General features: G+C 68.4%; 24 protein-coding genes and 1 pseudogene. 19 read left to right on the forward strand and 6 right to left on the reverse strand.

What is annotated here, in order from left to right:
* The 10 genes from ACIRRY_RS13790 (at position 1) to cutA (ending at position 9,905) form a co-directional block, all read left to right on the forward strand.
* Complete coding sequence (locus ACIRRY_RS13790) at positions 1 to 405, forward strand: hypothetical protein (protein ID WP_403971748.1); 405 nt, start codon at positions 1 to 3, stop codon at positions 403 to 405.
* A 179-nt stretch (positions 406 to 584) separates the two neighbouring features.
* Positions 585 to 2,843, forward strand: a complete 2,259-nt coding sequence (locus ACIRRY_RS13795; RefSeq protein WP_403971750.1) for a phage tail tape measure protein — start codon at positions 585 to 587, stop codon at positions 2,841 to 2,843.
* Between the two features lie 3 nt (positions 2,844 to 2,846).
* The gene (locus tag ACIRRY_RS13800) at positions 2,847 to 6,044 is read left to right on the forward strand and encodes a hypothetical protein (protein WP_403971752.1); all 3,198 of its coding nucleotides are present in this window, start codon (positions 2,847 to 2,849) and stop codon (positions 6,042 to 6,044) included.
* Between the two features lie 9 nt (positions 6,045 to 6,053).
* Positions 6,054 to 6,560, forward strand: a complete 507-nt coding sequence (locus ACIRRY_RS13805) for a hypothetical protein (protein WP_403971754.1) — start codon at positions 6,054 to 6,056, stop codon at positions 6,558 to 6,560.
* 75 nt (positions 6,561 to 6,635) lie between these two features.
* Positions 6,636 to 7,064: a hypothetical protein gene (locus ACIRRY_RS13810; protein ID WP_403971756.1), complete on the forward strand. Its 429-nt coding sequence runs from the start codon at positions 6,636 to 6,638 to the stop codon at positions 7,062 to 7,064.
* A complete protein-coding gene (locus tag ACIRRY_RS13815) occupies positions 7,064 to 8,017 on the forward strand; it encodes a glycoside hydrolase family 25 protein (protein WP_403971758.1) in 954 nt (317 codons plus the stop codon). Before ACIRRY_RS13810 ends, ACIRRY_RS13815 begins: the two co-directional genes overlap by 1 nt.
* 3 nt (positions 8,018 to 8,020) lie before the next feature.
* Positions 8,021 to 8,248: a hypothetical protein gene (locus ACIRRY_RS13820; protein ID WP_403971760.1), complete on the forward strand. Its 228-nt coding sequence runs from the start codon at positions 8,021 to 8,023 to the stop codon at positions 8,246 to 8,248.
* Positions 8,245 to 8,535 carry a hypothetical protein gene (locus ACIRRY_RS13825; protein WP_403971762.1) on the forward strand — a complete coding sequence of 97 codons (291 nt, stop codon included), beginning with the start codon at positions 8,245 to 8,247 and terminating at the stop codon, positions 8,533 to 8,535. Before ACIRRY_RS13820 ends, ACIRRY_RS13825 begins: the two co-directional genes overlap by 4 nt.
* 38 nt (positions 8,536 to 8,573) lie before the next feature.
* Positions 8,574 to 9,314, forward strand: coding sequence for a DUF6338 family protein (locus tag ACIRRY_RS13830; protein WP_403971763.1), 741 nt, complete (start codon positions 8,574 to 8,576; stop codon positions 9,312 to 9,314).
* Positions 9,315 to 9,584: 270 nt separating this feature from the next.
* The gene (gene cutA, locus ACIRRY_RS13835) at positions 9,585 to 9,905 is read left to right on the forward strand and encodes a divalent-cation tolerance protein CutA (protein WP_403971765.1); all 321 of its coding nucleotides are present in this window, start codon (positions 9,585 to 9,587) and stop codon (positions 9,903 to 9,905) included.
* Between the two features lie 61 nt (positions 9,906 to 9,966).
* Here cutA and ACIRRY_RS13840 read toward each other — a convergent pair whose 3' ends face one another.
* The 4 genes from ACIRRY_RS13840 to ACIRRY_RS13855 form a co-directional block, all read right to left on the reverse strand.
* Positions 9,967 to 10,272 carry a 4a-hydroxytetrahydrobiopterin dehydratase gene (locus ACIRRY_RS13840; RefSeq protein ID WP_403972273.1) on the reverse strand — a complete coding sequence of 102 codons (306 nt, stop codon included), beginning with the start codon at positions 10,270 to 10,272 and terminating at the stop codon, positions 9,967 to 9,969.
* A 145-nt stretch (positions 10,273 to 10,417) separates the two neighbouring features.
* A complete protein-coding gene (locus ACIRRY_RS13845; RefSeq protein ID WP_403971767.1) occupies positions 10,418 to 11,269 on the reverse strand; it encodes a helix-turn-helix domain-containing protein in 852 nt (283 codons plus the stop codon).
* Positions 11,270 to 11,292: 23 nt separating this feature from the next.
* Positions 11,293 to 11,820 carry a DUF6879 family protein gene (locus tag ACIRRY_RS13850; protein ID WP_403971769.1) on the reverse strand — a complete coding sequence of 176 codons (528 nt, stop codon included), beginning with the start codon at positions 11,818 to 11,820 and terminating at the stop codon, positions 11,293 to 11,295.
* Positions 11,792 to 12,052: a hypothetical protein gene (locus ACIRRY_RS13855; RefSeq protein ID WP_403971771.1), complete on the reverse strand. Its 261-nt coding sequence runs from the start codon at positions 12,050 to 12,052 to the stop codon at positions 11,792 to 11,794. Before ACIRRY_RS13855 ends, ACIRRY_RS13850 begins: the two co-directional genes overlap by 29 nt.
* 183 nt (positions 12,053 to 12,235) lie before the next feature.
* Between ACIRRY_RS13855 and ACIRRY_RS13860 the strand changes: the two genes are divergently transcribed.
* From ACIRRY_RS13860 to ACIRRY_RS13875, 4 genes are all read left to right on the forward strand, one after another.
* A complete protein-coding gene (locus ACIRRY_RS13860) occupies positions 12,236 to 12,895 on the forward strand; it encodes a hypothetical protein (RefSeq protein WP_403971773.1) in 660 nt (219 codons plus the stop codon).
* Positions 12,892 to 13,443 (forward strand): hypothetical protein, encoded by a 552-nt coding sequence (locus ACIRRY_RS13865; RefSeq protein WP_403971775.1) that lies wholly within the window; start codon positions 12,892 to 12,894, stop codon positions 13,441 to 13,443. Before ACIRRY_RS13860 ends, ACIRRY_RS13865 begins: the two co-directional genes overlap by 4 nt.
* On the forward strand, positions 13,440 to 13,946 hold the full coding sequence (locus ACIRRY_RS13870) for a hypothetical protein (RefSeq protein ID WP_403971777.1): 507 nt from the start codon (positions 13,440 to 13,442) through the stop codon (positions 13,944 to 13,946). The genes ACIRRY_RS13865 and ACIRRY_RS13870 overlap by 4 nt, the downstream gene beginning before the upstream one ends.
* Before the next feature lie 292 nt (positions 13,947 to 14,238).
* Positions 14,239 to 14,442 (forward strand): hypothetical protein, encoded by a 204-nt coding sequence (locus tag ACIRRY_RS13875; RefSeq protein ID WP_403972293.1) that lies wholly within the window; start codon positions 14,239 to 14,241, stop codon positions 14,440 to 14,442.
* A 531-nt stretch (positions 14,443 to 14,973) separates the two neighbouring features.
* Here ACIRRY_RS13875 and ACIRRY_RS13880 read toward each other — a convergent pair.
* Positions 14,974 to 15,108: pseudogene (locus tag ACIRRY_RS13880) on the reverse strand (Rieske 2Fe-2S domain-containing protein); the annotation flags it as partial.
* Between ACIRRY_RS13880 and ACIRRY_RS13885 the strand changes: the two are divergent.
* From ACIRRY_RS13885 to ACIRRY_RS13900, 4 genes are read left to right on the forward strand one after another with little or no spacing between them, the layout of a single operon-like run.
* Entirely contained in the window at positions 15,043 to 17,322 is a 2,280-nt protein-coding gene (locus ACIRRY_RS13885) for a transposase (RefSeq protein ID WP_403972275.1), read from the forward strand. The pseudogene ACIRRY_RS13880 and the gene ACIRRY_RS13885 sit on opposite strands and share 66 nt — an antisense overlap.
* Positions 17,319 to 18,452, forward strand: a complete 1,134-nt coding sequence (locus tag ACIRRY_RS13890; RefSeq protein WP_403971779.1) for a TniB family NTP-binding protein — start codon at positions 17,319 to 17,321, stop codon at positions 18,450 to 18,452. Before ACIRRY_RS13885 ends, ACIRRY_RS13890 begins: the two co-directional genes overlap by 4 nt.
* On the forward strand, positions 18,410 to 18,817 hold the full coding sequence (locus ACIRRY_RS13895) for a transposase (RefSeq protein ID WP_403971781.1): 408 nt from the start codon (positions 18,410 to 18,412) through the stop codon (positions 18,815 to 18,817). Before ACIRRY_RS13890 ends, ACIRRY_RS13895 begins: the two co-directional genes overlap by 43 nt.
* A 17-nt stretch (positions 18,818 to 18,834) precedes the next feature.
* Positions 18,835 to 19,977: an IS3 family transposase gene (locus ACIRRY_RS13900; RefSeq protein ID WP_403971783.1), complete on the forward strand. Its 1,143-nt coding sequence runs from the start codon at positions 18,835 to 18,837 to the stop codon at positions 19,975 to 19,977.
* Between the two features lie 915 nt (positions 19,978 to 20,892).
* Here the strand turns inward: ACIRRY_RS13900 and ACIRRY_RS13905 are convergent.
* Positions 20,893 to 24,570, reverse strand: a complete 3,678-nt coding sequence (locus ACIRRY_RS13905) for a family 78 glycoside hydrolase catalytic domain (RefSeq protein ID WP_403971785.1) — start codon at positions 24,568 to 24,570, stop codon at positions 20,893 to 20,895.
* A 423-nt stretch (positions 24,571 to 24,993) separates the two neighbouring features.
* On the opposite strand from ACIRRY_RS13905, the gene ACIRRY_RS13910 reads away from it, so the two are divergent.
* On the forward strand, positions 24,994 to 25,914 hold the full coding sequence (locus ACIRRY_RS13910) for a dioxygenase (protein WP_403971787.1): 921 nt from the start codon (positions 24,994 to 24,996) through the stop codon (positions 25,912 to 25,914).
* The last annotated feature ends 84 nt before the right edge of the window (positions 25,915 to 25,998 follow it).

Consider the following 25,998-nt stretch of genomic DNA (forward strand, 5'->3'; position numbering starts at 1 on the left):
GTGTATCTGATCTACCAGCCCGAGGGCACCGAGGAACCGCAGAAGTTCCTGTACAAGCCGCAGAAACTCATGTCGCCCGAGCGCGAGGCACTGGAGCGGCGCTCCCGGCAGGACTTCGCCGACTTCACCAAGGCCGTCCTCAACGGCAACGCGCTCTGCCGGCGCGCTCTGCTGTGGGTGATGCTCAAGCGGCAGCACCCCACGCTGAAGTTCGAGGACGTCGACTTCGCCTGGGACGAGCTGAAGCTGGAGTACTCCAAGCAGGAGTACGAGCTGATGCGCGCCCAGATGCTCGCCAAGGGCAACGTCGACCCCGAGCAGCTGGAGCAGCTCGACGCGGAGATCGCCACCGCCGTCGACGAGCAGGCCACCGAGGGAAAAGCGCTGCCGCCGATCGCCGTCTGAGGCACCTGGGCAACGCCGCTCACCTCCTGGGCGTGCGGCCCTGGGAGTGGGACCTCATGACGGTCGAGCAGGCCGACCGGCTCCTCGACTGGCTGGACGACTACAAGCAGCAGCTCGACGACGCCGAGGCCAAGGCCCGCGGCTGAGACGACAACTGAACATCGGGGAGGTGATCCGCTGTGTCCTCGGACACCTCTCTCGTGTTCAACCTGGTGGCCCGCGACCAGACCAGCGAGGAACTCGGCTCACTCAAGGAGAAGTTCAGCTCCGCCGGTACGGCGATCGGCGCGGCCCTGGGCGTGGGCATGGGGGCCTCGCTCGTCTCGTCCCTCGACGTCGACGCCGCCAACGACAAGCTGGCGGCGCAGCTGGGCGTGGGCCAGGCCGAGGCCGCCAGGCTCGCGAAGGTCTCGGCGAACGTCTACAAGAACGCGTGGGGCGAGTCCACCGAGGACGTCAACGAGTCCATCCGCGGCGTGTATCAGAACATCGGTGACACCTCGAAGGCCGAGGGCGGCCTGGAGGGCGTCACGACCAAGGTGATCGCCCTGCGCGACACGTTCGACCAGGAGTCGGGCGGGATCACGGCGGCCGCCGGGCAGATGCTCAAGACCGGTCTGGCAGGCAACGTCGACGAGGCCATGGACATCATCACGGTCGGCTTCCAGAAGGGCATCGACAAGTCGGGCGACTTCCTGGACACGCTGAACGAGTACGGCGTGCAGTTCCACAGCCTGGGCCTGAGCGGGCAGATGGCCACCGGCCTGCTCTCCCAGGGCCTCAAGGGCGGCGCGAGAGACGCGGACCTGGTCGCCGACAGCCTCAAGGAATTCAACCTGCGGGCACGGGACCTCACGAGCACCGCACCGGCCGGATTCCAGGCCCTGGGCCTGAACGCCAAGCAGATGGCCGCCGACGTCGCCGAGGGCGGCCCCAAGGCCACCGCCGCGCTCCAGGCCACCCTCGACGCGCTGCGCAAGTACCCCGACGACTCGAAGAAGGCCTCGATCGCGGCGAACATCTTCGGGACCCAGTCCGAGGACATGCAGAAGGCGCTGGCCTCCCTCGACCCCGCGCACGCCGTGCAGGCCCTCGGCAAGGTGGGGGGCGCCGCCGACAAGATGGCGAAGACCGTGGGCGACAACCCCAAGGCGGCGCTGGAGTCCTTCCAGCGCACGGTGACGATGGCGACCACCCAGGCCGCCGGCCACTTCATCGACTTCGCGATGAAGAACCAGGCCCTGTTCAAGCCGCTCGCCGGGATCCTCGCCGGCGTCGCCGTGGCCGTCCTGGCGGTGTCCGTCGCCCAGAAGGTGTACGCCACCTACACGGCGATCGCCTCGGCCGCACAGACCGTGTGGAACGCCGAGATCTGGGCGTCGACGGCGGCCCTGCTGGCCAACCCCATGACGTGGATCGTGATCGGGATCATCGCCCTGATCGCCGTGATCGTGCTGGTCGCGACCAAGACCCACTTCTTCCAGGACGCGTGGGCGGCCATGTCGCACTACGTGTCCGTGGCCTGGAACTGGGCCGTCGGCATGATCAAGCAGGGGTGGGACCTGCTGGTCACGCTGTTCATGAACTTCACCCTGGTCGGGCTGATCATCGGGCACTGGACGCAGATCAAGGACGGCACGGTCGCCGTCTGGCACGCGGTGACCGGCTTCGTCATGGGCATCCCCGGCATGCTCGTCAGCTTCTTCCTGAACTGGACGCTGCCCGGGCTGATCATCAGCCACTGGACCAGCATCAAGAACGGCACCGTCAGCGTCGCCACCTCCATGGTCAACTGGGTGCGAGGCCTGCCCGGGCGCACGATCGACGCCCTGGCGGGATTCGGCGGCCGCCTCTCCTCCGCCGGCAGCTCCGCCTTCAACAGCTTCAAGAACGCCATCGTCAGCCGGGGCACCTCGGCGATCGACTGGGTCCGCGGCGTGCCCGCCCGTGCCCGCAACGCCCTGGGCAACCTGGGCGGCTACCTCTACAACAGCGGCCGCTCCCTGGTGAGCGGCTTCGTCAACGGCATCCGCTCCCTGGCCAGCGCGCCCGCCGACGCCGTCCACAGCATGCTGTCCAAGGCCCGCAACCTGCTGCCGTTCTCCCCGGCGAAGGAAGGCCCCTTCTCCGGCAAGGGCTGGACGCTGTACTCGGGGCAGAGCGTGATGACCGCGTTCGCCGAGGGCATCCAGGACCGGGCCGCCCTCGCCCAGGCGGCGCTCGCCGACGCGGTCGGCACCACGGCCGCCGGAGGCCTGCAGGCCATGACCACCGCGGCGGGCCGTCCCGCGCAGGCCGCGCCGATCATCACCGGCGGCGGCCGCCGCCCCGAGGTCCGGATCGTGTTCGAGGGCCGCGAGCCGTTCATGGACTGGCTCAAGGAACGCATCCGTATCCAGTACGGCGGCGACGTCACCAACCTCAACGAAGGGCGGTGACCGATGCCCACCCTGCCCCCGCCCCTGTGGGCCGACCTGTACCTGAACGGGGCCTGGACGTCGATCACCAACGACGTCTCCACCGAGGCCGCCGTCACTGTCACCCGCGGCCGCAGCAGCGAGCGGGACTCCGCCGGCCCCGCACAGGGCAACCTCCCGATCATCAACACGGCTGCCAAGTACTCCCGCCGCAACCCGAATTCGGCCCTGTTCGGGGACGTGGGACTCAACACCCCTGTCCGCTACGGGGTCACCGCGGGCTCTCCGTGGGTCCTGTGCGAGGGCACCGGTGTCACCGGTTCCTACCTGTCCACCCCGTCCGGCACCGGTCTGAACATCACCGGAGACCTCGAACTCCGCTGGGAACTGTCGTTCGACGACCCCAACCCCAACCAGTCCTTCGGGGCCCGCTGGGGTGCGTCGGGCAGCTGGTCGTGGATCGCCGGGCTGAACTCCAGCAGCACCAGGGACGGCCGGCCGTTCCTGGTGTGGTCACCGGACGGCACGACCAACCTCGGATTCCTGGCCACCGCGCCCCTTCCGGCGATGCCCGGGCAGCGGCTGGCGCTGCGCATTGTCCTGGACGTCGACAACGGCGCCGGCGGCAACACCCTGTCCTTCTACACCGCCAAGAGCATCGACGCACCCGACGAGTACTGGCAGATGCTCGGGACGCCCATCGTCACCCCGGGCACCACCGCGGTGTTCAACCCGGCCAGCCAGGACCTGTGGGTGGGCCGCGGGCAGGCCGGCGGCTGGAACTGCCTCGACGGCCGCCTGTTCCGCTTCCGGATGTACAGCGGCGGCACGCTCAAGGCCGACCTGGACGCGTCGACCGCGACTGTCGGCGGCAGCTCGTTCACCGACTCCAAGGGCCTCACCTGGACCCTGAACGGGGCTTGCTCGCTGACCAACAAGCAGCGGCTGTTCTACGGCGAGATCCCCTCCTGGAACCCTTCGGTGGACAAGTCCGGCCGTGAGCGGCGCATGGCCACCACACCGGCCGGCATCATGCAGCGGCTCGGCTCGGGCAACAAACTGCTGCGCTCCCCGCTGTTTAGGGAGATGACCAACGCGGGACGGTCGGGCATCGTCGCGTACTGGTCGTGCGAGGAGGTGTCCGGCTCCACGGTCGTCTCCTCCGGACTCGGCCAGGACCCGATGGCGATCTCCGGCACCGGCGTGCCCAGCTTCGGCAGCTACAGCGGCCTCGCCGGGTCTGATCCGCTGCCGGACATGGCCACCTCGACGTTCACCGCGAACGTGGCCGCGTACACCGTCACCGGCGGCACGTCGCTGCGCGCCTGGATCGCGGTCCCCTCCGGCGGAGTCGGCGCGCAGGCCAACCTGCTGCGGCTCACCACCACCGGCACCGCCGCCGTGTGGGAACTGCTGCTGGAGACCGACGGCGACCTGACCATCAACTGCCGCGACGGGGGCGGCACTTCGCTGCTCGGCACCCGGGTCGACTTCAACACGAACGGGCAACTGATCGCCGTGGTGCTGGAGATGGCCCAGGACGGCGCCGACGTCGACTGGACGCTGCGCGTGGAGAACTACACCGGCGCCACCAGCATCAACGACACCATCCCCGGCTCGTCCACCTCCGGCACGATCACCTCGCGGACGGCCGGCCGCGTCACCCGGATCGTGGCCGGCACCGGCGGAGGCCTGTCCGGAGTCGCGCTCGGGCACCTGACACTGGCCAGCGCCCTGGCCGCCTACTCCCAGACCGCCAACGCGGCCCTGGGATGGCGCGGCGAGGGCGCCCGTGCACGCTTCAACCGGCTGTGCCGCGAGCAGAACGTGGCCGGAGGCGCCGGCATCGACACAACTACCCAGCCCTACATGGGCGCCCAGAAGAGCGGGAAGTTTCTCGACCTGCTGCGCGAGGTCGAGACCACCGACGGGGGGATCCTCGCCGAACGCCCCGACGGCCTGGGCCTGGGCCTCCGGGGCGCCTCCACGATGGGGGGCCAGCAGCCCGCCCTCGTCCTCAACTGGACGGCCGGCCTGATCGACGCCGTCACCCCCAAGGACGACGACAAGGCGGCCTTCAACGAGGTCACCGCCCGTCGGATCGACGGGAGCGAGTACACGTACACGTTGGACACCGGCGTCAACTCCGTCGCGGACATCGGCCTGTACGACACCTCGGTGGACCTGTCCCTGTACTCGGACACCGCGCTGCCCTCGCAGGCCTACCGGCGCGTGCAGCTCGCCACCGTCGACGAGATGCGCTGGCCGCTGATCTCGCTGTCCCTGGCCAACCCGCGGGTGTTCGCGATGATCGACAAGATCTACGGCGTGGACGTCGGCGACCTGATCCGCCTCACGAATCTGCCCGCGGACTACGGGGCCGGGTACGTCGACCTCATCGTCGTAGGCATCCAGGACGCCGAGGGGCCCCAGGACTGGTCCCGCAGCTTTGTGTGCGTGCCGGGGGAACCGTGGAACGCCCGCAACGCCGCCTGGGCGACCGTGGTGTACGAGGACTTCGAGGACACCACCTACGCGGTCACGATCACCAACGGCGGCACGCTGCCGTGGACGCGGACGGGCGTCCACTTCAACACCGGCGCCTGGTCGCTGCGTTCGGGGGCGATCAGCAACAACCAGACGAGCGTCGCCACGGTCACGGTCCCGTCCGGCGCGGTGTCGCTGACGTTCTGGTACCGCACCTCGTCCGAGGCCGCGGGCTCCGGGTTCCTCGGCGACCGGCTCACCGTCACCGTCGACGGGGTCCAGGTCCTCCTCGCCCAGGGCGAGACCGACTGGACACCGCTCACCGTGGACGTCACCGGCAAGGCCGCCGTGGCCTTCACCTACACGAAGGACAACTCGTCCGCCTCCGGCGAGGACGCCGTCAACATCGACGACCTCACCTTCGTCCTCACCACTGCGCTGGCTGCCGTGGCCCGCGCGGACACCGGCGGCTGCCACCTCGCCGCCGACCTCACCACCACGCAGACCTCGGTATCCGTCCTGACCACGGGCGTGTGCAGGTGGGTGGACTTCGCCGGCTTCCCCACCGACTTCCCCTTCGACGTCGAGGTGGGGGGCGAGGTCATGCGGGTCATCTACTGCACCGGCACGACCCTCACCCAGACGTTCACCGTGACCCGCAGCATCAACGGCGTCGTCAAATCCCACAGCACGGGCGACGGCGTCGGCCTGGCCCATCCCAGCTACGCCGCATAGGAGGCACCGATGGCCTGGTACGCCGGGATGAAGATCACCGCGGACCGCCTCAAGTACGGGTCCCCGTTCGTCGTCGCACAGGCGGCACTGACCTCGAACAGTGGCAACATCACCAGCGCGACCGAGGTCACGGTCCTCACCACCCCGTCCGCGACGTTCGAGGTGGGCCGCGCCTACCGAATCGAGTACCACGGACTGCTCCAGCACGGCACCGTGTCGATCACCGACCTCTGCTATCTGCGCTTCCGCCGCACCACCGGATCCGCTCTCATCCGCAACATCCAGGCGGTGCCCATCACCAACAAAACCACCGCCAGCCGCAACAACCCCGTCGACGTCGCGACCATCGTCACCCCCGCCACCGCGATCACCGACACCATCTACATGACCGGCTCCTACGACACCGGCAGCACCGCCACGTTCATGTTCGCCGGAACCTCCGGAACCCCCGGACTGCTCACCGTCTACGACGTCGGAGCCGCCTCCGACTACCCCGGCATCGCGACGTTCTCCTGAGCCCCGTTCCCGCCCGTCCCGTACGCCCCGAGCCGACCGGCCCGGGGCTCTGTCATGTCAGGAGTCCCTATGGCCATGCCCACCACCCTGGAATTCGCCGAGACCGCCTACACCGCCTACGGCGAATCGACGGGTCTGCGCACCCACGACGGCGGACCCATGCCCGACTGGGACGAGCTCACCGACCGAACCCGTCTCGCGTGGACGCAGGCCGCGGGCGCCGTCGCCCTGGCCGCGGTCGCCGGCCTGACCGGTGTGCCGACGGGCGGCACCGGGCCGGATGTCGGTGACGTCGTCCTGGTCCCGGTCGTCCCCGACGAGAACAACGGGGCCGCCGTGGCGCCGGCGATCGTCACCCGCGTCTGGAGCAGGAGCACCGTCAACGTCCGCGTCCTGGGAGACGGCAACGCCATCACGTGGCGGACCTCCCTCACCTACGTCGAGAGCCTCGACAGCGCGCTGCCGGGTGCCGCGGTGTGGACCTGGACGGGAGGCGAGAGCTGATGGCGACTTCCCGCGGCATGGACGTGTCCGCCTACCAGCCCGCCCAGGACTGGACCGCCCTGCGCAATGACGGCCTGGTCTTCGCGTTCGCCAAAGCGTCCGAGGGCCAGCACTCCCGCGACGCGAAATTCGACGTCCACATCGCCGGCATCACCAAGGCCGGCCTGATCCCGGGCGCGTACCACTTCGCGTGGCCCAACCAGTCCGTCGCGGCCGAGGCAGCAAACTACATCTCGGCCGTCAAGCCGTACGCCAAAGCCGGGTTCACGCACTGGCTCGACCTTGAGCGGTACTCCGACGGCCGCAACTACAGCGGACGGACCGCCGCTCAGATCAAGGCCTGGGCCACGGCGTGGATCGCCGCGGTGAAGACCGCGTTCCCCGGCCAGGCCGTCGGCATCTACACCAGCGCCTCCGACCTAGCGGCCGGGCACGTGCCCGACGGCGTCCCGCTCTGGTACCCCGCCTACCCCTGGGGCCCGGCCGCCTACAGCAAGGCCGAGGCCGCCACGCAGCCCAAGCCCAGCGGGCGTACCCCGCTGATCTGGCAGTTCACCAGCCAGCCCGTTGACCGCTCCATCGCCTACCTGTCCGAGGCCGCGCTCCGCGCCTGGGCGGGGAGCGACACCACCGAGGAGGACGACATGGACCTACAGGACAAGATCCTTCTGGGGGACTGGATCCCCAAGACGTGGCCCAAGGACACGGGCCTCGCCGACAAGCAGATCACCGTCAACACCGCGATCGGCTCCGGCTACGCCCACGCCCGCCGCGCCGCCGACAACACCACCGCGATCCTCGCGCAGCTCGGCGCGCAGCAGGCCACCATCGCCAAGCTCGTCGACGCCATCGGATCGGGCGGCGGGCTCACCGCCGCCGAGGTCCAGGCCGCCGCCGAGGCCGGCGCCAAGGCCGCACTCGCCACCCTCGGCGACAAGCTGCAGGAGGACTGAGCCGTGAAGGACACCACGAAGCGCACGCTGCGTACGGTCCTGCAGACCACGGTCGGTGTCGCCGTCGTACTGCCCGGGATCGTCGACGCCTCCGGCATCCCCGCATCCCTGCCGTGGGTGGCGGGCGCGCTCGCGGTCGCCGGCGGACTCTCCCGCGTCATGGCCCTGCCGAGCGTCCAGGCCCTACTCCCGGGCTGGCTGCGGACCGACACCACGGCGAGCAGGCAATGACCGTCCCCGAGGCCTCCGCCACGGTCGCGGTCGAGCTGGAGCGGCTCCGCGGCACGGTCGCGACCGGGTTCGCCCGCGTCGAGGGCTCGCTGTCCGTCCTCGTCGAGCGGTCGGACCGCAACGAGCGGGATGTCCAGCAGTTGCGTATGGACACCGCGCAGGACCTCGGCGAACTCCGCGCCGATGTCGAGTCCTTGAAGCGGGCCCGGTGGCCACTGCCCGCGATCGGCGCCCTCACCGGCATCGCCGGGGCGGCCGCGGGCTTCCTGGCTCTGTTCGCCCGCTAGCCTGTCGGCCGATTCCCGCCAAGAGGAAGTGATCCATCATGCCCACCACGGTTACCGGGCTTCTGCTGCTTGTGGTCCTGCTTCTGCCCGGCCTGGCCTACGCGGTGGTCCGGGAGCGGCAGGGCACCGAACGCGGGGTGTCGTCATTCAGGGAAACAGGTGCCGTCGTCTTCGCCAGCATCATCAGCGAGATCGTGGTTCTCGGTTTCTTCGCCATGGTACGAAGCCTGTGGCCCCGGGCGACGCCCGATATCGGCCGCCTGATCCGTGAGGGCAGCACCTACGCGAGGGCGCACTACGCCTCGCTGGCACTGTGGTCCGTGGCGTTGCTGCTGCTCGCCACCGCTCTTGCCGGTCTGGCCGCGTGCGCACCGGCTCTCGCGGCACGGGTCCGGCGGCCACGGTGGCTTGCGGCGTGGATCGCGGGACGGGCACCCGGATGGCGCCACCCCTCGACCACGTCGGCATGGTGGGTCATGTTCGAGAGGTGGTATCCCGGCGAGAATGCCCATGTGGGCTGCGTCCTTGAGGACGGCTCCTACGTGGAGGGTCGCCAGGCGTCTTTCAATATCAACGCCGATGATTCACCCGACCGGGATCTCATCTTGATCGAGCCCCTCCGGTACCGGCCGCCAGGGGCGGCCGCCGCCGCACCCTACCCGGCGGGCGCTGTCTGTATCTCCGCCCGCCGGATAGTGGCGATGTTCGTCAGCTATCCCCCTGCTGGGGCGGGGCCGGGGGCGGCGGCGGGACAGGGACCCGGTTCGGCTGCAACGTAGTCTTCTGGCCCCGCTTTTCCAGGTCCGCTGTCATCACAACCTCGATGCGGGAGCGCTGCTCCCCGCCAGAGTTTGTAGACTCGGCCACGTCGGTCTCCTCTTCAGGCCGTCCGCGCCCCGAGATCATGTCAGTGATCGTCGGGGCCTTACGCTGCGTCAGCCTACCCGCCGCCGCCTCGCACGCTGATACGACGATGCCCTCCTGTACGGCCCAACACGGGCCGTACAGGAGGGCATCGTCGCGCGTCCTGGGGTCGGTAGCCTCATGGCATGGCTGACTACTTGACCGTCTCCACCGCTACCGAGACCCGCGAGCAGGCCGTCGCACTCGCCCAGTCCGCGGTTCGGGCCCGGCTCGCAGCCGGGGCCCAGATCATTGGGCCGGTGACGTCTGTGTTCTGGCATGCCGGAGAGTTCGGCACCAGTGAGGAATACCAGTTGCTCCTCAAGACGAGCGGCCGCCGATACCCCGAACTGGAGGCACACCTCGTCGAGCATCACCCGTGGGGAAGCCCCGAGGTGTGCGCCACCGAGATCGTCCATGGAGCCGCCTCATGCCTGGACTGGATTGATCGCTCGACCGCCGACTAGGCCGTCCGCTCCACCGGCCGCCACGAGCCGTGCTGGGGGCATCTCGCGTGCGCCCGGGCGCTCAGCCGTCGAGCGGCTCCGCTCCGTGCGCTGCAGCGATGGCGTCGATACGGCGTGCGAGGTCGAAGTCCGCCTCGGTCAGTTTGTGGCCGGCATCGTGGGTGGTGATCCCGAACCGGACCTTCCCCCAACGCAGATCGATGTCCGCGTGGTGACTGATCAGCCGCTCAACATCAGCCACGTGCACGATCATCGCCACACCACCGTGATACCGGATGCCGAACGCGCGAGTGATCTCGTCTCCCTCGCGGCGCCACCCCGGCACGCCTTCCAGCGCGATCACGATCTCGTCCTCGGTCAACGGCACCGGTGCGTTTGCCACGCGTCAGCTCTCCTCGGTCACGGGCGGCCAGGACCCCGACGAGGTCCCTGCCGGACCGGGCTTCTGCCACGGCCATCGCCCGCTGTATAGCCCACCACGGACCGTACAGGGGGCATCGTCGTGTCTGGGGTCAGTGCAGTGACTCGATGGCCCTGATGATCAGCTCACGCGCCCCGGCGCCGTACACGGCCATGCTCCGTAGTTCCTCGAACGCCTTGATGTAGAGGGCGATCTCGGACGGCTGCGTGAGCTGAACGCGGGCCGCCAGGAGCTCCACCGAGACGAGGGATTCGTCGTACACGTGGAACACCTCTTGCGGCCACATGGGGCGCTCCGGAACGGCGCTGGGGATGATGCCTAGTGATACTTGCGGCAGTGCCCCAGCGGTCAGCAGATAGCCAAGCTGAGCCGCCATCGCGTCCGCGTCCCCCAACTGGTAGCGGAGCACCGGCTCTTCGATGACCATCGTGAACTGATGCCCGGGCTCGTGGATGATCCGAGACCGTTCGAGCCGCGCGGCGACCGCTTCCGTCACGTCATTGGGGATATCCCGGAAGCGGCTGATCGTGGTCATCAGCCCGCGCGCGTACCCGTCGGTCTGCAGGAGCCCCGGCACCATCGTGGGCGAGTAGACCCGGAACACCTGCGTCGACTTGAACAGCGGCACGTAGCTGTTCTGCAGCTGCTTCAGCCCGGTACGGGCCTTGCGCCGCCACTCCACGTACATGGACTCGGCGGTGCGGGACTGGGCGATGATGTCGTCCGCTTGGCCGGCCGCCCCGCAGGCTTCGCACCAGCGGCGGATGTCGTCGGCTGAGGGCGGTGTGCGAGCGCCCTCGATCCTGTACGTCTTCGGGTGGGACCAGCCACAGCGTGTGGCCAGCTCAGGCCCGGAGATCCCAGCATCGGCACGGAGTTCCTTCAGGCGGTGCGCGACGGCTGCGCGCGCGGCCTGCGCCGACGAGGACGGGGAGATGGGCATGAGCTGGCCGTGCACCTTCCGTGCTAGCTGATCTTGTAGTTGTCGTGGGAGAGGCCGCGATCCCACACCGCTTCGAAGGCATCGGCACACAGCTTCGCCACGGCCGGATCCTCGCTGATCTCCCCGCCTGCCGAGGCGCCGTCTCCGGTGAAGTGGTTCCACCGGATCAGACGGCCGTCGATCAGCCAGAAGTCGTTGCCGGGCAGCGAGATGTCCGAGGCCTGCCGACGGGGTAGCCAGCGGACCTGTTCGCCCGCGGCAACGTTGGTGAAGGTAGAGCTGTGCAGGAAGCGGGTGTACTCGCTGACCGGTTCGGACACGATGCGGGCCCGGCGCACGACGACGCCGCGGCCCACGGTCCCTTGGACCAGGTCGAGCCACGGCCTCCACCAGGACGCCCGGTCCGCCGGGTCATGGCGGAACCCCGCCCTCCAATCGGCGAATGGGCCCCTCTCGTAGTCGACGGCGTAGCTGTCCCGCATCTCAAGGTGGACGGCCGTACTCGTTGCGGAGCCGAGGAGTTCAGGAAACGTCGGCACGCTCGACGGCATCGCAAGCCTCCCTGATCATCGACACCATTCTGACGGGGATACGGATCACACCCTCGTGCTCCGGGATGCCCACCGCGTGGCCGGGAATCTCGAACCGTGCGCACTCCGCTTCGAGCTCGGGGCCCGGCTTCCATCCTTGGAGCACGAGTTCCTTCGCCTCTTGGTCGACCCACACGGTGGGGCTTTCGCCGTCGCCTGTGTTGGGGTCGATCCCGATGAACTGTAGGTCCACGGTTGTCTCCACTGCTCGTTGTGTTCAGGGATGTACACCACCGTCGTGCGGCATTGTCGGCAGGTCAAGACCGCAAACAAGACGTGTGTTCATTGGTGCACATTCCTGGCAGCGGCTCTGTTCACGCTCCTAGCGTCGGGAGATGCGACGAAACCCCGGCGAGGCGGTGGAGCCTCCCGGGGCATGGCCAACGCTGCTGAGGAGCGCGACGTGCACGAGACTACGCAGACCGACACTGCTCCGCCTACCCCCGCCGTAGGCGCGGTGGGGACCACCGACACCAGTCGGCCGGTACTGCGTGCCGTGGAGCCCGCAGCCGTCCACAGCAGCGCCGAAAGGCGGTTGGCGGTCGAGCAGTGGCTTCTCTCGTCGGTTCCGGGGGGTCGTGACCGGGCTCGGATGGAGTGGCAGGAACACGCGGTGACGATGCTGCCGCCGGGCACTCTGTTCTCAGCTGTCCGGCTGCCGGGAGACTTGGTGCTCGCTGCGGCCTGCAGCAGCTGGAACCCGGAGGTGATTGACCCGTTCCTCGACGAGACGCTCGAGGGCGGTCCGGTCATCTGCGATCTGCACCAACGCCGGTACTACGTCCTCGTCCCCGCCAGCATGCCGGCCACGTGGACGCAGGCGGCCGAGGAATGGCGCCCGCTGGGCGTCGAGTGCCTGGGCCGCGGAACCATCATCGGCGTGCCCCGGGTGGACGTCACCGAGTCCACGGTCCAGGGGATCGAGTCGTATTGGTCGGTGCCGATGTCCTCGGCCGCGATGCTGTGCTCACCCCTGCACGTCGCCCGGCTGATCGCGGCCGGCGTGCAACGGCTGGGCATCGGCGGTGAGGTGTGACCGCGCACCCCGACCGCACGGACGAGTCCGGCGGCGCCGTCGCCGGCAGTGCCGAGCACTGGCTGCTGGCCGCCCTCGACGCGAAGGACCGCGACGCCGCCCGTACGCGGTGGCGGACCGGCGAGTGCGTCCTGATGCCGCTCGGGCGTCTGTTCAGCGCCGTACGACTGCCTCAGGAACTGGTCCTCGGTCACATCGGCAGCCAGTGGGACCCGGCCGCCGCCGACCAGATCGTTGCCCAGGCGTTCGATGGCGGCCCGGTCATCTGTGACCCGTGCCGGATCGCCCGCTGGTACGCCCTGGTCCCCGCCGCGACGGCGGTGTGGCACACGGACCATGACGACTGGCGCGCCGCAGGTGTCTTCACTCTGGGCCTCGGGAACTACATCAGCGTCCCGCCCGTGGACGCGACCTCGTACGACCCGCGCACGGAGGCGCCGTACTGGTCGATGCCGGTGACGCTGCCTGGTGCTCTGTGCGAGCCCGGACACGTCGACCGGCTGATCACCACCACCCCCGACCGCCTCGCCCGCGCGGCACAGTCATGACCGGCGCCGACGTCCTGCTGTTGCCGGGCGAGCCGGACCCCAGCGTCGTGCGACTGATGATCTTCGAGGTGCCCGCCGCGCGTGCCCTGACCCGGCGGCAGAACAATGGCGACGAGTGCGTCTGGTGCAGTGCCGCCGAGGGCCTGCCGCCCCTCTGCGGCCCCTCCGCCTGGAGGCCGCACGGGTGCGCGCCCTGCCGGCAGATCCGGGTCACGTACCTGCGCGCCTACCTGGCCTGGAAGGGACACGCGCAGGACTGCGAGCCGTGCCGCACCGAGTGGTGCCCGGATGGCTGGGGGCTGGCCCTCGCGCACGGAATCGCCTACGAGGTCGCTGGGAAGGAGGAGCCGGTCTACTGCGCATGCGGGTGCCCTCTCTCGCGCACGTCGCGCAGGCTCCGGCCCTACGTCACGGACTGTCTCACCGGCCCGCGCTACAGCCACACCGGCCCCTGCACCAACCCCGGAGCGCCGGCCTCAGCCGACGAGGGGACACGTCGGTGACCAGACGCGAACGCGGAAAGATCATCTTGTACGTCGCCGTGCTCCTCGTGCTGCTGGCTGCGGTGGCCTGGGGAATCGCCGAGTCCGGGACGTCGTGCTGAACTATGTCTCAAATCATCTATGGGGACGCCCACCTTCCACGCCTCGGCGATCGTGTCGATGCTGGTGGTGGCGCTGGTGACCGTGTGTGTTCGGTTACACCATGATCCCTAAAAATTATCCGCTTGCCGCCTGACCAGCACGAACTTCAAGGCCCCTGCCCCCGGCGGAGGGCTTCGTCATGGGAGAAACCATGTCCGAGCGCGCCTGGACGGCCGATCTGCGCGGAACCTTGGAGGCCGTCACCGAGCGAGCCGCGGTCAGCGGCGCCAGCCTCACCGAGGCCGGGATGGATCTCGTCCTGGTCCACATTGAGGCCGCCTACCAGCGCGGCCTCATGGCCGGGCGCAGCCAGTCCGGCTACGCCGCCCGCCGCACGACGACGGAGGAGGGCTGATGGTCTGCCCGTTCTGCAAGAGGGCCTATCCCTGCATCCGTCCTCCCCGGAGGAGGCCGTGGACCTGCCGATCGCACACAAGGTGATCATCCTGGCCGCCCTCGTGGCGGCCTTCGTCATGAACGGAGTGCCGCATTGGCGGATCCGATCAAGTGCCTCAAGAAGGCGCTCCCGAGCCGTGGTCGGCTTCCGGCCCCAGGAACCGACCCATACGGGAACTTCCCGACCTCCTGCCGCCAGTGCTCCATCGCGCGCGCGGATCGCCTGAGCCCCTCCGGGCGTGGCGGCGACGTCGTACTCCCGGGCCGCAACGGTACGCAGGGTGCCGGTCTCGTACGGGGCGAGGGTCTGGTCGAGATTGCCGACGGTGTCCTCGATATCCGGCGCGGTGCCTGAGAGGTCGACGAACAGCCAGCCGCCCCAGCGGGCGCAGCGCACCGGGACGAGGCCAAGGTCGTCCGGGTCGGCGGAGTCGAAGCGGGGTGCGTTGCGCAGTGATCCGTCGAGACGGTAGACCCACGCGTGGTAGGCGCACCAGATGGTGCTCCTGCGGACCTCGCACCCGGGTTGGACGAGCTCGTGCCCGCGGTGACGGCAGGAATTGAGGAAGGCCCGTGGCTCTCCGGTGGCGTCCCTCACCAACAGGACTCCGACGCCAGCCACCTGCTCGGTGCGCTGGGAGCCCGGCTCGGCCAGCCGGCTTTCCCTACCGACACATACCCAGTCGGCTCGCCACAGTCTGCGTCCTTCCCACGCGAAGACCGAGTGACTCGTATACGCCTCGCCCGGAAGTCCACGGTCGTCCCCGCACGACAGCATGACCGGCTTGCTGGCGACCTCGATGCCACCATCATCACGTCCGCGTCCAAGAAGACCGGGGCAGCGGTCACCTTCAAAAAGACGTTCGGGTTTCATCCGCTGGCCCGCGCGTGCGCGAACACCACCGAATCACTGTCGATGCTCCTGCGTCCGGGGAATGCCGGAGCAAACACGGTGGCCGACCACATCACGGTGCTCACCGACGCCCTCGTCCAGATCCCCGGCTCCTCGGCCGCGAAGATCCTCGTCCGGGTGGACGGGGCCGGGGCCACCCACGGACTGCTCGAACACCTCGAAGCGCTGAACACGACGCGGCGCACGGTCCGTTACACGGTCGGCTGGAAGATCACCGAAGAGGACGAGAAGGCCATCGCAAAGCTGCCCGAGGCCGCCTGGGAGACCTCCATGGTGGACCGGCGCAGCCATCGGCTGTCGGATCCCCTGGCTGGGGCGGATCCAAGGTTGATCGACGCGATCGTCGCCCAGTACAACGTGACCGAGGCGGAAGACTCGACCGGCAGTCTGAACCGGCTGCGTCGCCGAGTGGAGCGCCGCCTGGTCGACACCAATGGGTCGGGCGCGGTGAAAATGCCGGCGTCCAAGACGTTCAACCGGTACGTCGCCGCTCTCCTGCCCGGCCGCTACACCACTGGGCCGGCCACGACACGGCAGTCGGTGGCGAACCGGCCGGGCGGCCACTACCAGCCGATCACCGCCGGCCGTCCCGGTGAACTGGTGATGATCGACACCAGCTGGCTGGACGTACGTGCTTATGACCCGGTTGAGGACGTCGTCTTTTCGGCGGATCTCAACATCGCGATCGACGTGTGCACCCGCAGCCTGCTGGGATGGCGTCTGGTGCCCAAGGGAACGAAGGGCGTGGATGCGGGACTGGTGATCGCGGATGCCATGATGCCGGAACCGATGCGTCCCGGATGGCCGGACGGGCTGCGCCACCGCATGCTGCGCCTGCCGTGCGAGCCCAAGCTCGCGCAGGACGAGCGGTTCGCGGCTGCTGCGGCCCGTCCTGTGGTGTTTCCCGAGAAGATCGTGATCGACCACGGCAAGGCGTTCGCCTCTCAGGCGGTGAAAAACGTGTGCCGCCGCTACGGGATCACCATCCAGGACACCCGGAAGTACCGGCCCACCGACAAGCCGCAGGTCGAGTCCGCTTTCAAGACCATCAGAACCCAGTTCTCCGAGCACATCGCCGGCTACAAGGGCAACCACGTGGTGCACCGCGGCCGGGATGTCGACTCGACCGCCCGGTGGACGATCGAGGAACTGGAAGAGTTCTTCGCGGAGTACGTCGTCTCCGTCTACCAGCGCCGCCGCCACACAGGGCTGGTGCTGCCAGGGTTCCCGGAGATCACCCTGTCGCCGAACGACGCCTACCGGCTGGCGGTGCACCGCTGCGGCTTCATCGCCGCCCCGCGCGATCCCAACCTGTTCCTGGAGCTACTGCCGATCCACTGGTGCGGCATTCACAACCGCCGTATCCAGAAGGACTACCTGTACTACAGCGCGCCCATCACGGGCACCTACAACGGGTCCAAGTCCCCCTACGCGCACGCCACGGGCGCCTGGCCTGTCCGCTATGACCCACGGGACATGACACAGGTGTACCTCCATGACCCCTATACCGGTGTCTGGCACACGCTGCGGTGGACCCACGCGCTGACCGGGCTCGAGCCGTTCACGGACATCACCCTGCGCCAGGTCAAGCAGGAACTGCGTGAACGAGGCCGCGACCCACAGGACCAGGAAGGCGTCCTGGACGCGTTGTTGGACCTGCAGAACCGCACGGATGCCGCCGAGGCGTCCACCGCCCGCTCCCGCCGGGCCCGGGCCCGGGACGCCGAGCGAGCCAGGGCTGCGGCGCGGGACAAATCTCGCACCGAACTGGTCGATTCCGCCGCCGATGTTCCGGTCAGGGATTCCCACCTGCGGGCCGTGCCAGCGCTGCCCGCGGACGACGAGGAAGAGGTCTCGATCGACTTCGATGCCCTGCCATCGTACGAAGTGTGGGGCGGTCGTCCAGACAAGGACGACGCACCGTGACGGCCCCACGACCGGAGGAGTCCGAAAGCCTGCACCCGGGCCTGGCCGAACCGCGCACCAAGGAGGACTGGTTCAACTACGTCTTCTACGAACCGCCACCCTGCCCCCGCCTCCCCCCGTACGACACCTACATGGCGATGGACAAAGAGGATCCTGAACGGCGTCGCCTGATCCACAGCCGCAACCGGTATCACAGCGCCTTGGTCCTGGCCTGGACCCCTGCCGTCAAATACTTCGAATCGGAGATCACGGAACTGCTGGCTGCCAATGAGATGGCTCCGCCCGGCGCCCGGCTCTCACTGCTAATCGACGGTCCGCCCACGGTCGGCAAGTCCACTCTGGCCAAGATGATCGGCCGGAAGGTCGAACAGGCTCTTCGCAAGGACTTCCCCGAACGGTTTGCCCCAGGGCGGGCGGGGGCTTACGTCCCTGTCGTCTACATCTCCCTCACGGACCAGGTCACCCCCAAGCAGATCTCCCTCGCGATCGCCCGCTACCTGAACGTCTCGATCAGCGGCTCCAAGGATGTCGTCGACGATCGCGTCCTGACCGCGCTCACGGCGTGCGGTACGCAGTTGCTCATCTTCGACGACCTCCATTTCCTGGACTGCTCCCACAAGGAGGGGCGGGCCTCCAACGACCACATCAAGTTCCTCGCCAACCACGCCGCCTGCACGATCATCGGCACCGGCGTCGACCTGGAGGAGAGCCCTCTGCTCAGCGAGGGACGTCCTACCGGACCCGTCAAGCGGAACACCCGCGTCAAGTCTCCGCCACGCAACGGCCCCAGGACCCAGACAGCCGGCCGGTTCAGCCGCCAGGAACTCACGCTCTTCACCCTGGACAGCGAAACCGAAATCCTGCAATGGGTCGGCGTCGTCAACTCCCTGGAGAACGCGCTGTGCTTGTACCGGCACGAAAAGGACAGCCTGACCCGTCGGCACTGGCGCTACCTTCACGATCGCACCAACGGCAGCATCGCCGGTCTCCACGCTCTCCTACGCCGCAGCCCTCTCTGTCATTCTTGGGTGAGTCAGGCATATTGGATGATTCGATGTATTGAGGGTGGAGAAGGAGTAGTGCCCAAGTGGCCAGCACCAACGACCACGGGACCCCTGATCCGCAGGTAGAGCCCCGTTCAGGCGGTCCGCGCCGGTATTCCGCGGAGTACAAGGCGAGGATCCTCGCCGAGTACGAGACGCTCGACAAGAAGGGCAAGGGAGCCCTCCTGCGCCGGGAGGGCTTGTACTCGTCGCTGATCGCGAACTGGCGGGAGCAGCGGGACGCGGGCGCGAAGGCCGCGCTGACCGCGCCGGCGGGGCGGCCGAAGGCCGATCCGCGGGACAAGGAGATCGCCCGTCTGGAGGCGAAGGTCACCCGGCTGGAGAACGAACTGGGCAAGGCCCAGACGGTGATCGAGGTCCAGTCAAAACTCTCGGCACTGCTGGACCAGTTCGCCACTGGCAGTGCGGCGAGCACGGGCGAGTCGAAGTAGCCATCTCCGGCAATGAGTTGGACCCGTCGCCGGACACCGAGGCGACGGCCGGCCAAGATCCTGTCGAAGTCGAAGTCGAAGTCGAAGTCGAAGCCGAAGCCGAGGAGGTGCGGGCCGGGTTCGAGCGGGCCCGGGTGGTGGCGCTGGAGGCGCTGGCAGGCGTGGTCGGCCGGGTGCGGGCATGCGCCGCGCTCGGGGTGAGCCGGGCGACGTACTACCGGCATCACCGTCAGTCCCCGGCGCCGCTGCGGCCGCACGGCGAGCGGCGTCCGCACCCGCGTTCGCTGTCGGCGGCCGAGCGGAAAAAGGTCTTGGATGTGCTGCACAGTGAGGAGTTCGCGGACACGGCTCCCGGCGAGATCTACGCGGTCCTGCTGGACCGGGGCACCTACCTGTGCTCGGAGTCGACGATGTACCGGCTGCTGCGCGAGCACGGTGAGGTCCGCGAACGGCGTCGGCAGGCCACCCACCCGCCGCGCAGGAAACCGGAGTTGGTCGCCGAGGGCCCGAACCGGGTCTGGTCGTGGGACATATCGAAGCTGAAGGGCCCGGTCAAGGGCAGCTACTACTGCCTCTACACGATCGTGGACATCTACAGCCGCTACACCGTCGGCTGGATGCTCGCCGGCCACGAGAACAAGGAACTGGCCGAGCAGTTCCTGTCCTCCACCATCGCCAAATACGTCATTGAACAAGGGCAGTTGACGATCCACTCCGACCGCGGCTCGCCCATGGTCGCCGAGAACGTCGCCCAGATGATGTCCAACCTCGGCGTCACCAAGTCGCACTCGCGCCCGAAAACCTCGAACGACAACCCCTTCAGCGAAAGCCAGTACAAAACCCTCAAATACCGCCATGACTATCCGGACCGGTTCGGGTGCATCGAGGACGCCCGCGCCTGGTGCGAGGACTTCTTCGACTGGTACAACCTGGCGCACCGGCACTCCGGGATAGCCATGCACACGCCCTTCGACGTCCACTTCGGCCTCGCCGACCAGCTCCGCGAGATGCGCGCCGACGTCCTGGCCTCCGTCTACGACCGGCACCCCGAACGCTTCGTCCGCAAGGCCCCCGAACCCCCGAAACTCCCCGGCACCGTCTGGATCAACAAGCCGACCGACCCGCGTCACCCCGACGCAGAGATCCCAGCTCAGGGATAGCCACAAGATCCTGACTCACCAAAATTGACAGGTTCCGATCGGCGGTGGCACGGCCACGGCGGTGTCTTGTCGTATCTGGACGATCCTCTACTCACCGCGGCCCTCATCAAGATCGCCACAGTGGGTGGTCTCGCCGCCTCTCAAGAGGTCTGCGCGCAGGTGGACATGGCCTCGTGGTCGACCGACGGCTTCCCTCGGACCACCGGCGTATCGCCGGTCAACCGCTTCGGTGGAACGTGCCGCGCCATCGCCTGCCTAGCCTGGGTACCACCCGGACAGGGCGTCGTAGCACATACAAAGGGCGGACCGTTGGTTCTGTGCCCCACGCACATCGATCACGCCACGTCGGACAGTTACCGCTCCCTGCCGCCTCCCGTCGCCGAGATACTCTCCCCACGGCCGTGACTCGCTAAAGTCCAATCCGCGTCGTACCAGTTCACTGTTCCGTCGACCAGGGGCACGGAGGCCGAGTCGTCCGACAGCACGGTGCCGGGCGGCGATGCATACGACGGCGGAGAGCGCGGCCGGCGACCCGCGTTCCAGCGTCCCCGCCGGCGGGGAATCGAAAGGCGGCCCTTGGATCTCGTGCACGGCGCGCGCGACGCTGCTCTCCGTCCTGTCGAGCATGCCGCCCATCGTCTCCCGTCTCACAGCGTCCTGGACAATCCCAGACGTGTCCCGCAGCAGGTCGCGTGACCCTGCATTGTGTGAGGCGTCTGCGGGTGTGAGTAGAGTGGAGACACGTCGCTGGATATGGACGGCATCCTCGTCCTTTGCAGGGATTGCTGGGATATCCGGCATCCGGAACCGACACACTTCGGCACGGTCTGACGACAGAAGTCGAGTGCCTCCGGCGGCGAACGTGCTCACCTGCTGGCGCTACGGCACTGAGCCTCACCGACCCGCCAGGTCCCGTCAGGCGTTGAAGCGGTACGACCCCGCCCGTGCCCGGTACACCTTGTAGGCGGCGCTGCCGGAGGTGTCGTCACGGATGTAGGCCACACCCCGGGGGGCGGTGACGGGCTTGTCCTGGGTGGGCACCCAGATCTCGGCCTCGGTGTTGTACGGAACCCTCACAGCGAGCTCGATCCTCCCGTCCGTACGCCGCCGCCACTCCGAAGAGACTGTGCCCCGTACCGTGTCGATCGAGGCGCCGACGTGGTCGAGAGTGGCGGGTGACAGGTCGGTGTCGTCGACGCTCGTCGGGACCTGGCTGTTGACCGCGACCGAGGGGACGTACGGGCGGATCCGCAGCGTCTCGTAGGCGGTTGAGGTCGGCCTGATGCCGGCCAGGCTCTGGTAGAACCAGGTCGCCACGTTGGAGCGGTAGTGGTGGTCGACCGAGAGGCGGTCGGTCCACTGTTCCCACAGCGAGGTGGCGCCCTTGGCGATCTGGTAGACGTAGCCGGGCACGCCGGTCTGGGTGACGGCCTTCAGCGCGATGTCCGTGTAGCCGTACTCGCTGAGGATGTTGAACTCGTATCGCGAGCCGTACATGTCGTTCTGGATGTGCTGGTCGGCGGCCGTGATGCGGTCGGCGAGCAGCTTCGCGAGCGCCTTCTTGTTCTGCGTGAGTGTCTTCGTGCCGGACAGGTAGCGGGGGTCGTCGCGGTTCAGGTCCGAGCCGGGTACCAGGTCGAAGGCGATGGCGAGCGTGTTCTCGCTGGAGATGCTGCCCTGCGTGAACCAACCCGAGGAGGCGTCCCAGTAGTCGGCGATGAACGCCTTGCGCAGGGTGCGCGCCAACTGGGCGTAGTGGACAGCCCGTTCGGTACGGCCCAGCCTCCGGCCCACCTCGTCCATGTAGTCACAGAAGTGGATGTAGAAGGCGAGACTGATGACGGCGTTGCTGCCGGGGGCCTCGGCACCGGAGTAGGCGCCGAGCGAGGCCTCGAACTTGTAGTCGTTCTCGGCGCTGAACAGCGTCTCGTAGTACTTCAGCAGCGTGTCCTGGTGGTCGTACAGCTCGGCGAAGAGGCTGCTGTTGCCGTAGTACGTGTACAGCTCCCTGGGGATGACGAAGTACGCCGAGTCCCAGGCCGGGACCGCCTTCCATGTGGCGTTCCAGCCGGGGGTGTGGTCGTAGCCGTATCCGCCCTTGGCGATCGGGACGAACATGGGCAGCTGGCCGGTGGAGATCTGGGTGTCCGGGAAGTGACGCAGGTAGTTGGTGAGAACCCCGTTGACGTCCCAGGTGAGGGATTCGGACTCGGAGCTGGCCATGGCGTCGCCGGTCCAGCCGTTTTTCTCGCGGGACGGGGTGTCCGTGGGCTTCTGCACGAGGTTGTTCTGCTCGGCCCACTCCAGGTTGCGCTGGAGACGGTTGAGGAGGGCGTTGTCGGTGGTGAAGGTGCCGGTGCGGGCGAAGCCGGAGCGGGCGACGCCGACGGTCAGGACGTCCGCGTCCCGGGTGAGGTCGAGGGGTCGGCCGAGAACGGCCTCGAGGTTCATGACCTCCAGGTAGCGGAAGCCGAAGTGGCTGAACTGCTGTTCCCAGGTCTGCGTCGACCGGCGGCCCAACGTGTAGTAATGCGTCTGGAGATTGGCGTCGTGCTGGAAGTTCTCCTCCTCCACGGAGAAGGGGGAGGCGGCCGTGCCGTCGCCGCCGGTGACGCGGTTGCCACCCCGGATACGGAGGGTGAGGCCCTCCTTGTCGGAGCGGACGCCGGTGAGGGACAACCGGACGAGGCCGGTCATGATCTGGCCGTAGTCCAGGACCCAGACGCCCGAGCCGGGTGCCGTCTCGGTGAGCGATATCGGGCGCAGGGTCTGGTTGACCAGCACCGGTTCCGCCTCGTGGGCACGTACGGCTGCCGGGCGGAAGCCGTCGGGGACCGTCGTGGCGGGGAGTGCGCCGTGGTACTCGGGGTTCGGTCCGGAGCAACTGCCCGGCGGGATCAGCACGGTGGCCGGACGCCAGTCGCGGCCGGTGCGGTGGCCGGCCGAGCGCCAGTCCCCCAAGTCGTCGACGCGGCGGGCGTCGTACTTCTCGCCCGAGTAGACCGAGTCGAAGGTCGTGGGCCCGTCCGTGGTGAGCCAGTCCTTGTCGGTGACGAGGGTGGTGGCGGAGCCGTCGGCGTACGTCACGACGAGCTTCGCGCGCAGGCGGGGCGCGCCGATGTAGGGGGCGAGCTGCCAGTACCACTCCTGAGGGGTCGTCACCCCGTACCAGCCACGGCCGAGTTCGGCGGCGACGACGTTCTCGCGGCCGTTCCGGAGCAGTGCGGTGACGTCGAAGGTGTCGTACAGGACGGTGCGGTCGTAGGTGCTCTGGTCCGTCAGAAGGCGGGGCACGTTGGTGCGGTCCTGGGTCGCCCGTTCGCCGTCGACGGTGATGGGGTCACCGTTGACGGTGAAGGTGACGTTGCCGGCGGCGCTCAGGTGCAGGCGGGCCTTGGAGACACGACGGCCGCGGGGCAGGGTGAAGGCGCGACGCAGCAGGGGTGCCGGGTTGGCGATGGGGAGAATCGCGTTCTTAGCGGGGATGAAAGGGTTCTTCGGCGGGAAGGTCAGACCGGAGAGCGTGCCGATACCGGACTCGAACGGATTGGCCCCGGTGGTGAGGTCGACGGCGAAGTCGGGGGCGCCGGTGCCGGCCACCTTGACGTTGCGGATGGTGGCGCTGGTGCCCCCGGCGAAGCCGAAACTTCCGTGGCGGCGGATCTGGTCGCCGGTGAGAACGCGACTGTCGACCTCGACGCCGTTGACCGTGGTGGTGACGGTGAGGCCCACGGCCTTGACCTCGACGGTGTGGTCGCGGGTGGCCCAGGTGTCCTTGGTCAGGCCGGTCGAGGCGGGGAGAGCAACCGTCGCGACGGGGACGGTGCGGGTGCCCGAGACGATGGGGTTGGTCTCGCTCTGGCGGTCGTAGTGGTTCACGCCCCACTCCGGCTCGGAGGTGCCGTCGTCGATCCAGGTGTTGCCGGCGTAGTGGCGGGTCGCCATGACGAGCTGCATGTCGTCACCGCTCTGCCTGAGGGTCCAGTTCAGGCCTTCGCCCCAGGTCTTGCCGATGGGCTCGGCGCGCAACAGCAGAGCCAGGCCGGCGGTGGGATCTGCGCCGCCACGGAAGACGACCGTCGCGGTGAGGTCCCGCCAGTCGTGGTCCTGGGGCTGGCGCCCGCCGATCCACCGCGCACCGGACCAGTCCTTCTCGCCCTTCAGTAGCCCGGTCTCCCACCTCGCGGGCTCACTCCACCGGCCGGGGGTGCCCTTCTCGTCCCAGGTCCGCACCCGCCAGAAATACGCCCGCTCTGACGTCAGAGCCCCGCCCCCGTAGGCGACTCCGGTACTGGTGGGGCTCGCCACCTTGCCGCTGCGCCAGACGTCCGCGCTGCCGGGGCCGGTGCCGACCTGGATCTCGTACGCGCTCTGCCTGGCGACCGGGGGCACCCAACTGAAGGCTGGCTCGGTCTCGGCGCCCAGCGGCTCGGTGCGGGAGTTGACCTGCAGCCCGGCCGGTGCCGCCACCCGTCCGCCCGCCGCCTGGGCATGCGGCGCGGCGGCGAGCGGGAGGGAGGCTCCGGCCGCCGCCGCGGTCATGATGTCGATCATGTGCCGACGGCTCAGGGCACTTCTGTTGTCCTCGTCCACGGATCGTTCCTTTCGTGAGCAGAAAGCACTGAAACGATTCAATACCTTCCAAGTGGAAAGCTTACGAATGGCGCGGGCGAAGCACAATGGTTTGTTTCAGTCCGGTTTCGAGAGTCACGTCCGCGACCATTCCGATCCCTTCCGGCCTCCACTACGGCGAGGGCCGCGTGGTAGCCGCGCTGTGCGAGGTCGTGCGCGCCGACTCGGTGAAGCCCCAGTGGTGCTTCGGTCTGTCGGCGCGGGCGGTCCTGGCCTCTGCGGTCTTCGGTGACGCACCGCTGGGCCTGGCGCTTCATCCGGGCAGCGGAGCCTCGATGTTCACTGGATGGACAGTGACGTTGTGCGGGCAGGGACGGCCTTCGGATACTCGCGTCTGACTGCTTGCCGTGGGTCGGCAGCCGACCGTTACGAGGGGACGCCGACGTGATCATCCAGGACGAATCCCAGCTCACTGCGGCGGTGCTTGCCGAGACGGAGCGGGCCGGCGACCCTCGTGTCAAGGAAATCACCCAGGCCCTGGTGCGCCATCTGCACGAGTTCGCCCGCGAAGTACGCCTGAGCGAGAGGGAGTTCGACACCGCCCTCAACATCGTGACCCGGCTGGGCCGGCTCACCACGGCCAGCCACAACGAGGTCAGGCTGATGGCGGGCACGCTGGGCCTGTCGACGCTGGTGTCCCTGATGAACAACGGCACCGAGGACAGGCCGACCTCGGCGAACCTTCTCGGCCCGTTCTGGCGCCAGGGCAGCCCGACGATGAACAACGGCGAATCGATCATCCGCTCACCCACCGAGGGACCACCGCTGTTCTTCACCGGCCGGATCGTCGACACCGAGGGAAACGCAGTCGCCGCAGCGGAGGTCGACGTCTGGCACGCGTCACCGGCCGGCCTGTATGAGAACCAGGACCCCGAGCAGGCCGAGTGGAATCTGCGCGGCAAGTTCTCCAGCGACGAGGAAGGTGTGTTCGCCTTCCGCAGCATCAGGCCTTCCGGTTACCCGATACCGATGGACGGGCCCGTGGGCGACCTCCTGACCGCGCTCAATCGTCACCCCTTCCGGCCTGCGCATCTCCACGCGCTGATCCACAAACCGGGATACAAGACGATCGCCTCCCAGCTCTACAGCCACGACGACCCCATCCTGGAGACCGACGCCCAGTTCGGCGTCGTACAGAATCTCGTCGGCATCTATACGCGCCACGAGAACGAGCCGGCACCGGACCCGGACGTGGCCGAGGCCTGGTTCAGCCTCGAGTTCACCTTCGTCGTCGAGCCGGGTGAGGCCTGGCTGCCGACGCCGCCCGTGTCGGCCAAACGCGACACGACGCCGGACAGGGCCTGATGTGACCGTGCCATCTCCCGCCCGGTGCGTGCCCTGCTCCACCCGAACGCCGCGCGAAGACAGTCCGTACCTCAGAGAGGAAAC

Source organism: Streptomyces sp. NPDC101776 (genome assembly GCF_044766845.1).
Lineage (GTDB): Bacteria > Actinomycetota > Actinomycetes > Streptomycetales > Streptomycetaceae > Streptomyces.

Excerpts from the sequence above, each read along its gene's own strand:
- ACIRRY_RS13845 (WP_403971767.1), bottom strand. The coding sequence starts at position 11,269 with ATGCCCATCTCCCCGTCCTCGTCGGCGCAGGCCGCGCGCGCAGCCGTC.
- cutA (WP_403971765.1), top strand. The coding sequence starts at position 9,585 with ATGGCTGACTACTTGACCGTCTCCACCGCTACCGAGACCCGCGAGCAG.
- ACIRRY_RS13860 (WP_403971773.1), top strand. The coding sequence starts at position 12,236 with ATGGCCAACGCTGCTGAGGAGCGCGACGTGCACGAGACTACGCAGACC.
- ACIRRY_RS13815 (WP_403971758.1), top strand. The coding sequence starts at position 7,064 with ATGGCGACTTCCCGCGGCATGGACGTGTCCGCCTACCAGCCCGCCCAG.
- ACIRRY_RS13875 (WP_403972293.1), top strand. The coding sequence starts at position 14,239 with ATGTCCGAGCGCGCCTGGACGGCCGATCTGCGCGGAACCTTGGAGGCC.
- ACIRRY_RS13805 (WP_403971754.1), top strand. The coding sequence starts at position 6,054 with ATGGCCTGGTACGCCGGGATGAAGATCACCGCGGACCGCCTCAAGTAC.
- ACIRRY_RS13810 (WP_403971756.1), top strand. The coding sequence starts at position 6,636 with ATGCCCACCACCCTGGAATTCGCCGAGACCGCCTACACCGCCTACGGC.
- ACIRRY_RS13830 (WP_403971763.1), top strand. The coding sequence starts at position 8,574 with ATGCCCACCACGGTTACCGGGCTTCTGCTGCTTGTGGTCCTGCTTCTG.
- ACIRRY_RS13870 (WP_403971777.1), top strand. The coding sequence starts at position 13,440 with ATGACCGGCGCCGACGTCCTGCTGTTGCCGGGCGAGCCGGACCCCAGC.
- ACIRRY_RS13850 (WP_403971769.1), bottom strand. The coding sequence starts at position 11,820 with ATGCCGTCGAGCGTGCCGACGTTTCCTGAACTCCTCGGCTCCGCAACG.
- ACIRRY_RS13800 (WP_403971752.1), top strand. The coding sequence starts at position 2,847 with ATGCCCACCCTGCCCCCGCCCCTGTGGGCCGACCTGTACCTGAACGGG.
- ACIRRY_RS13825 (WP_403971762.1), top strand. The coding sequence starts at position 8,245 with ATGACCGTCCCCGAGGCCTCCGCCACGGTCGCGGTCGAGCTGGAGCGG.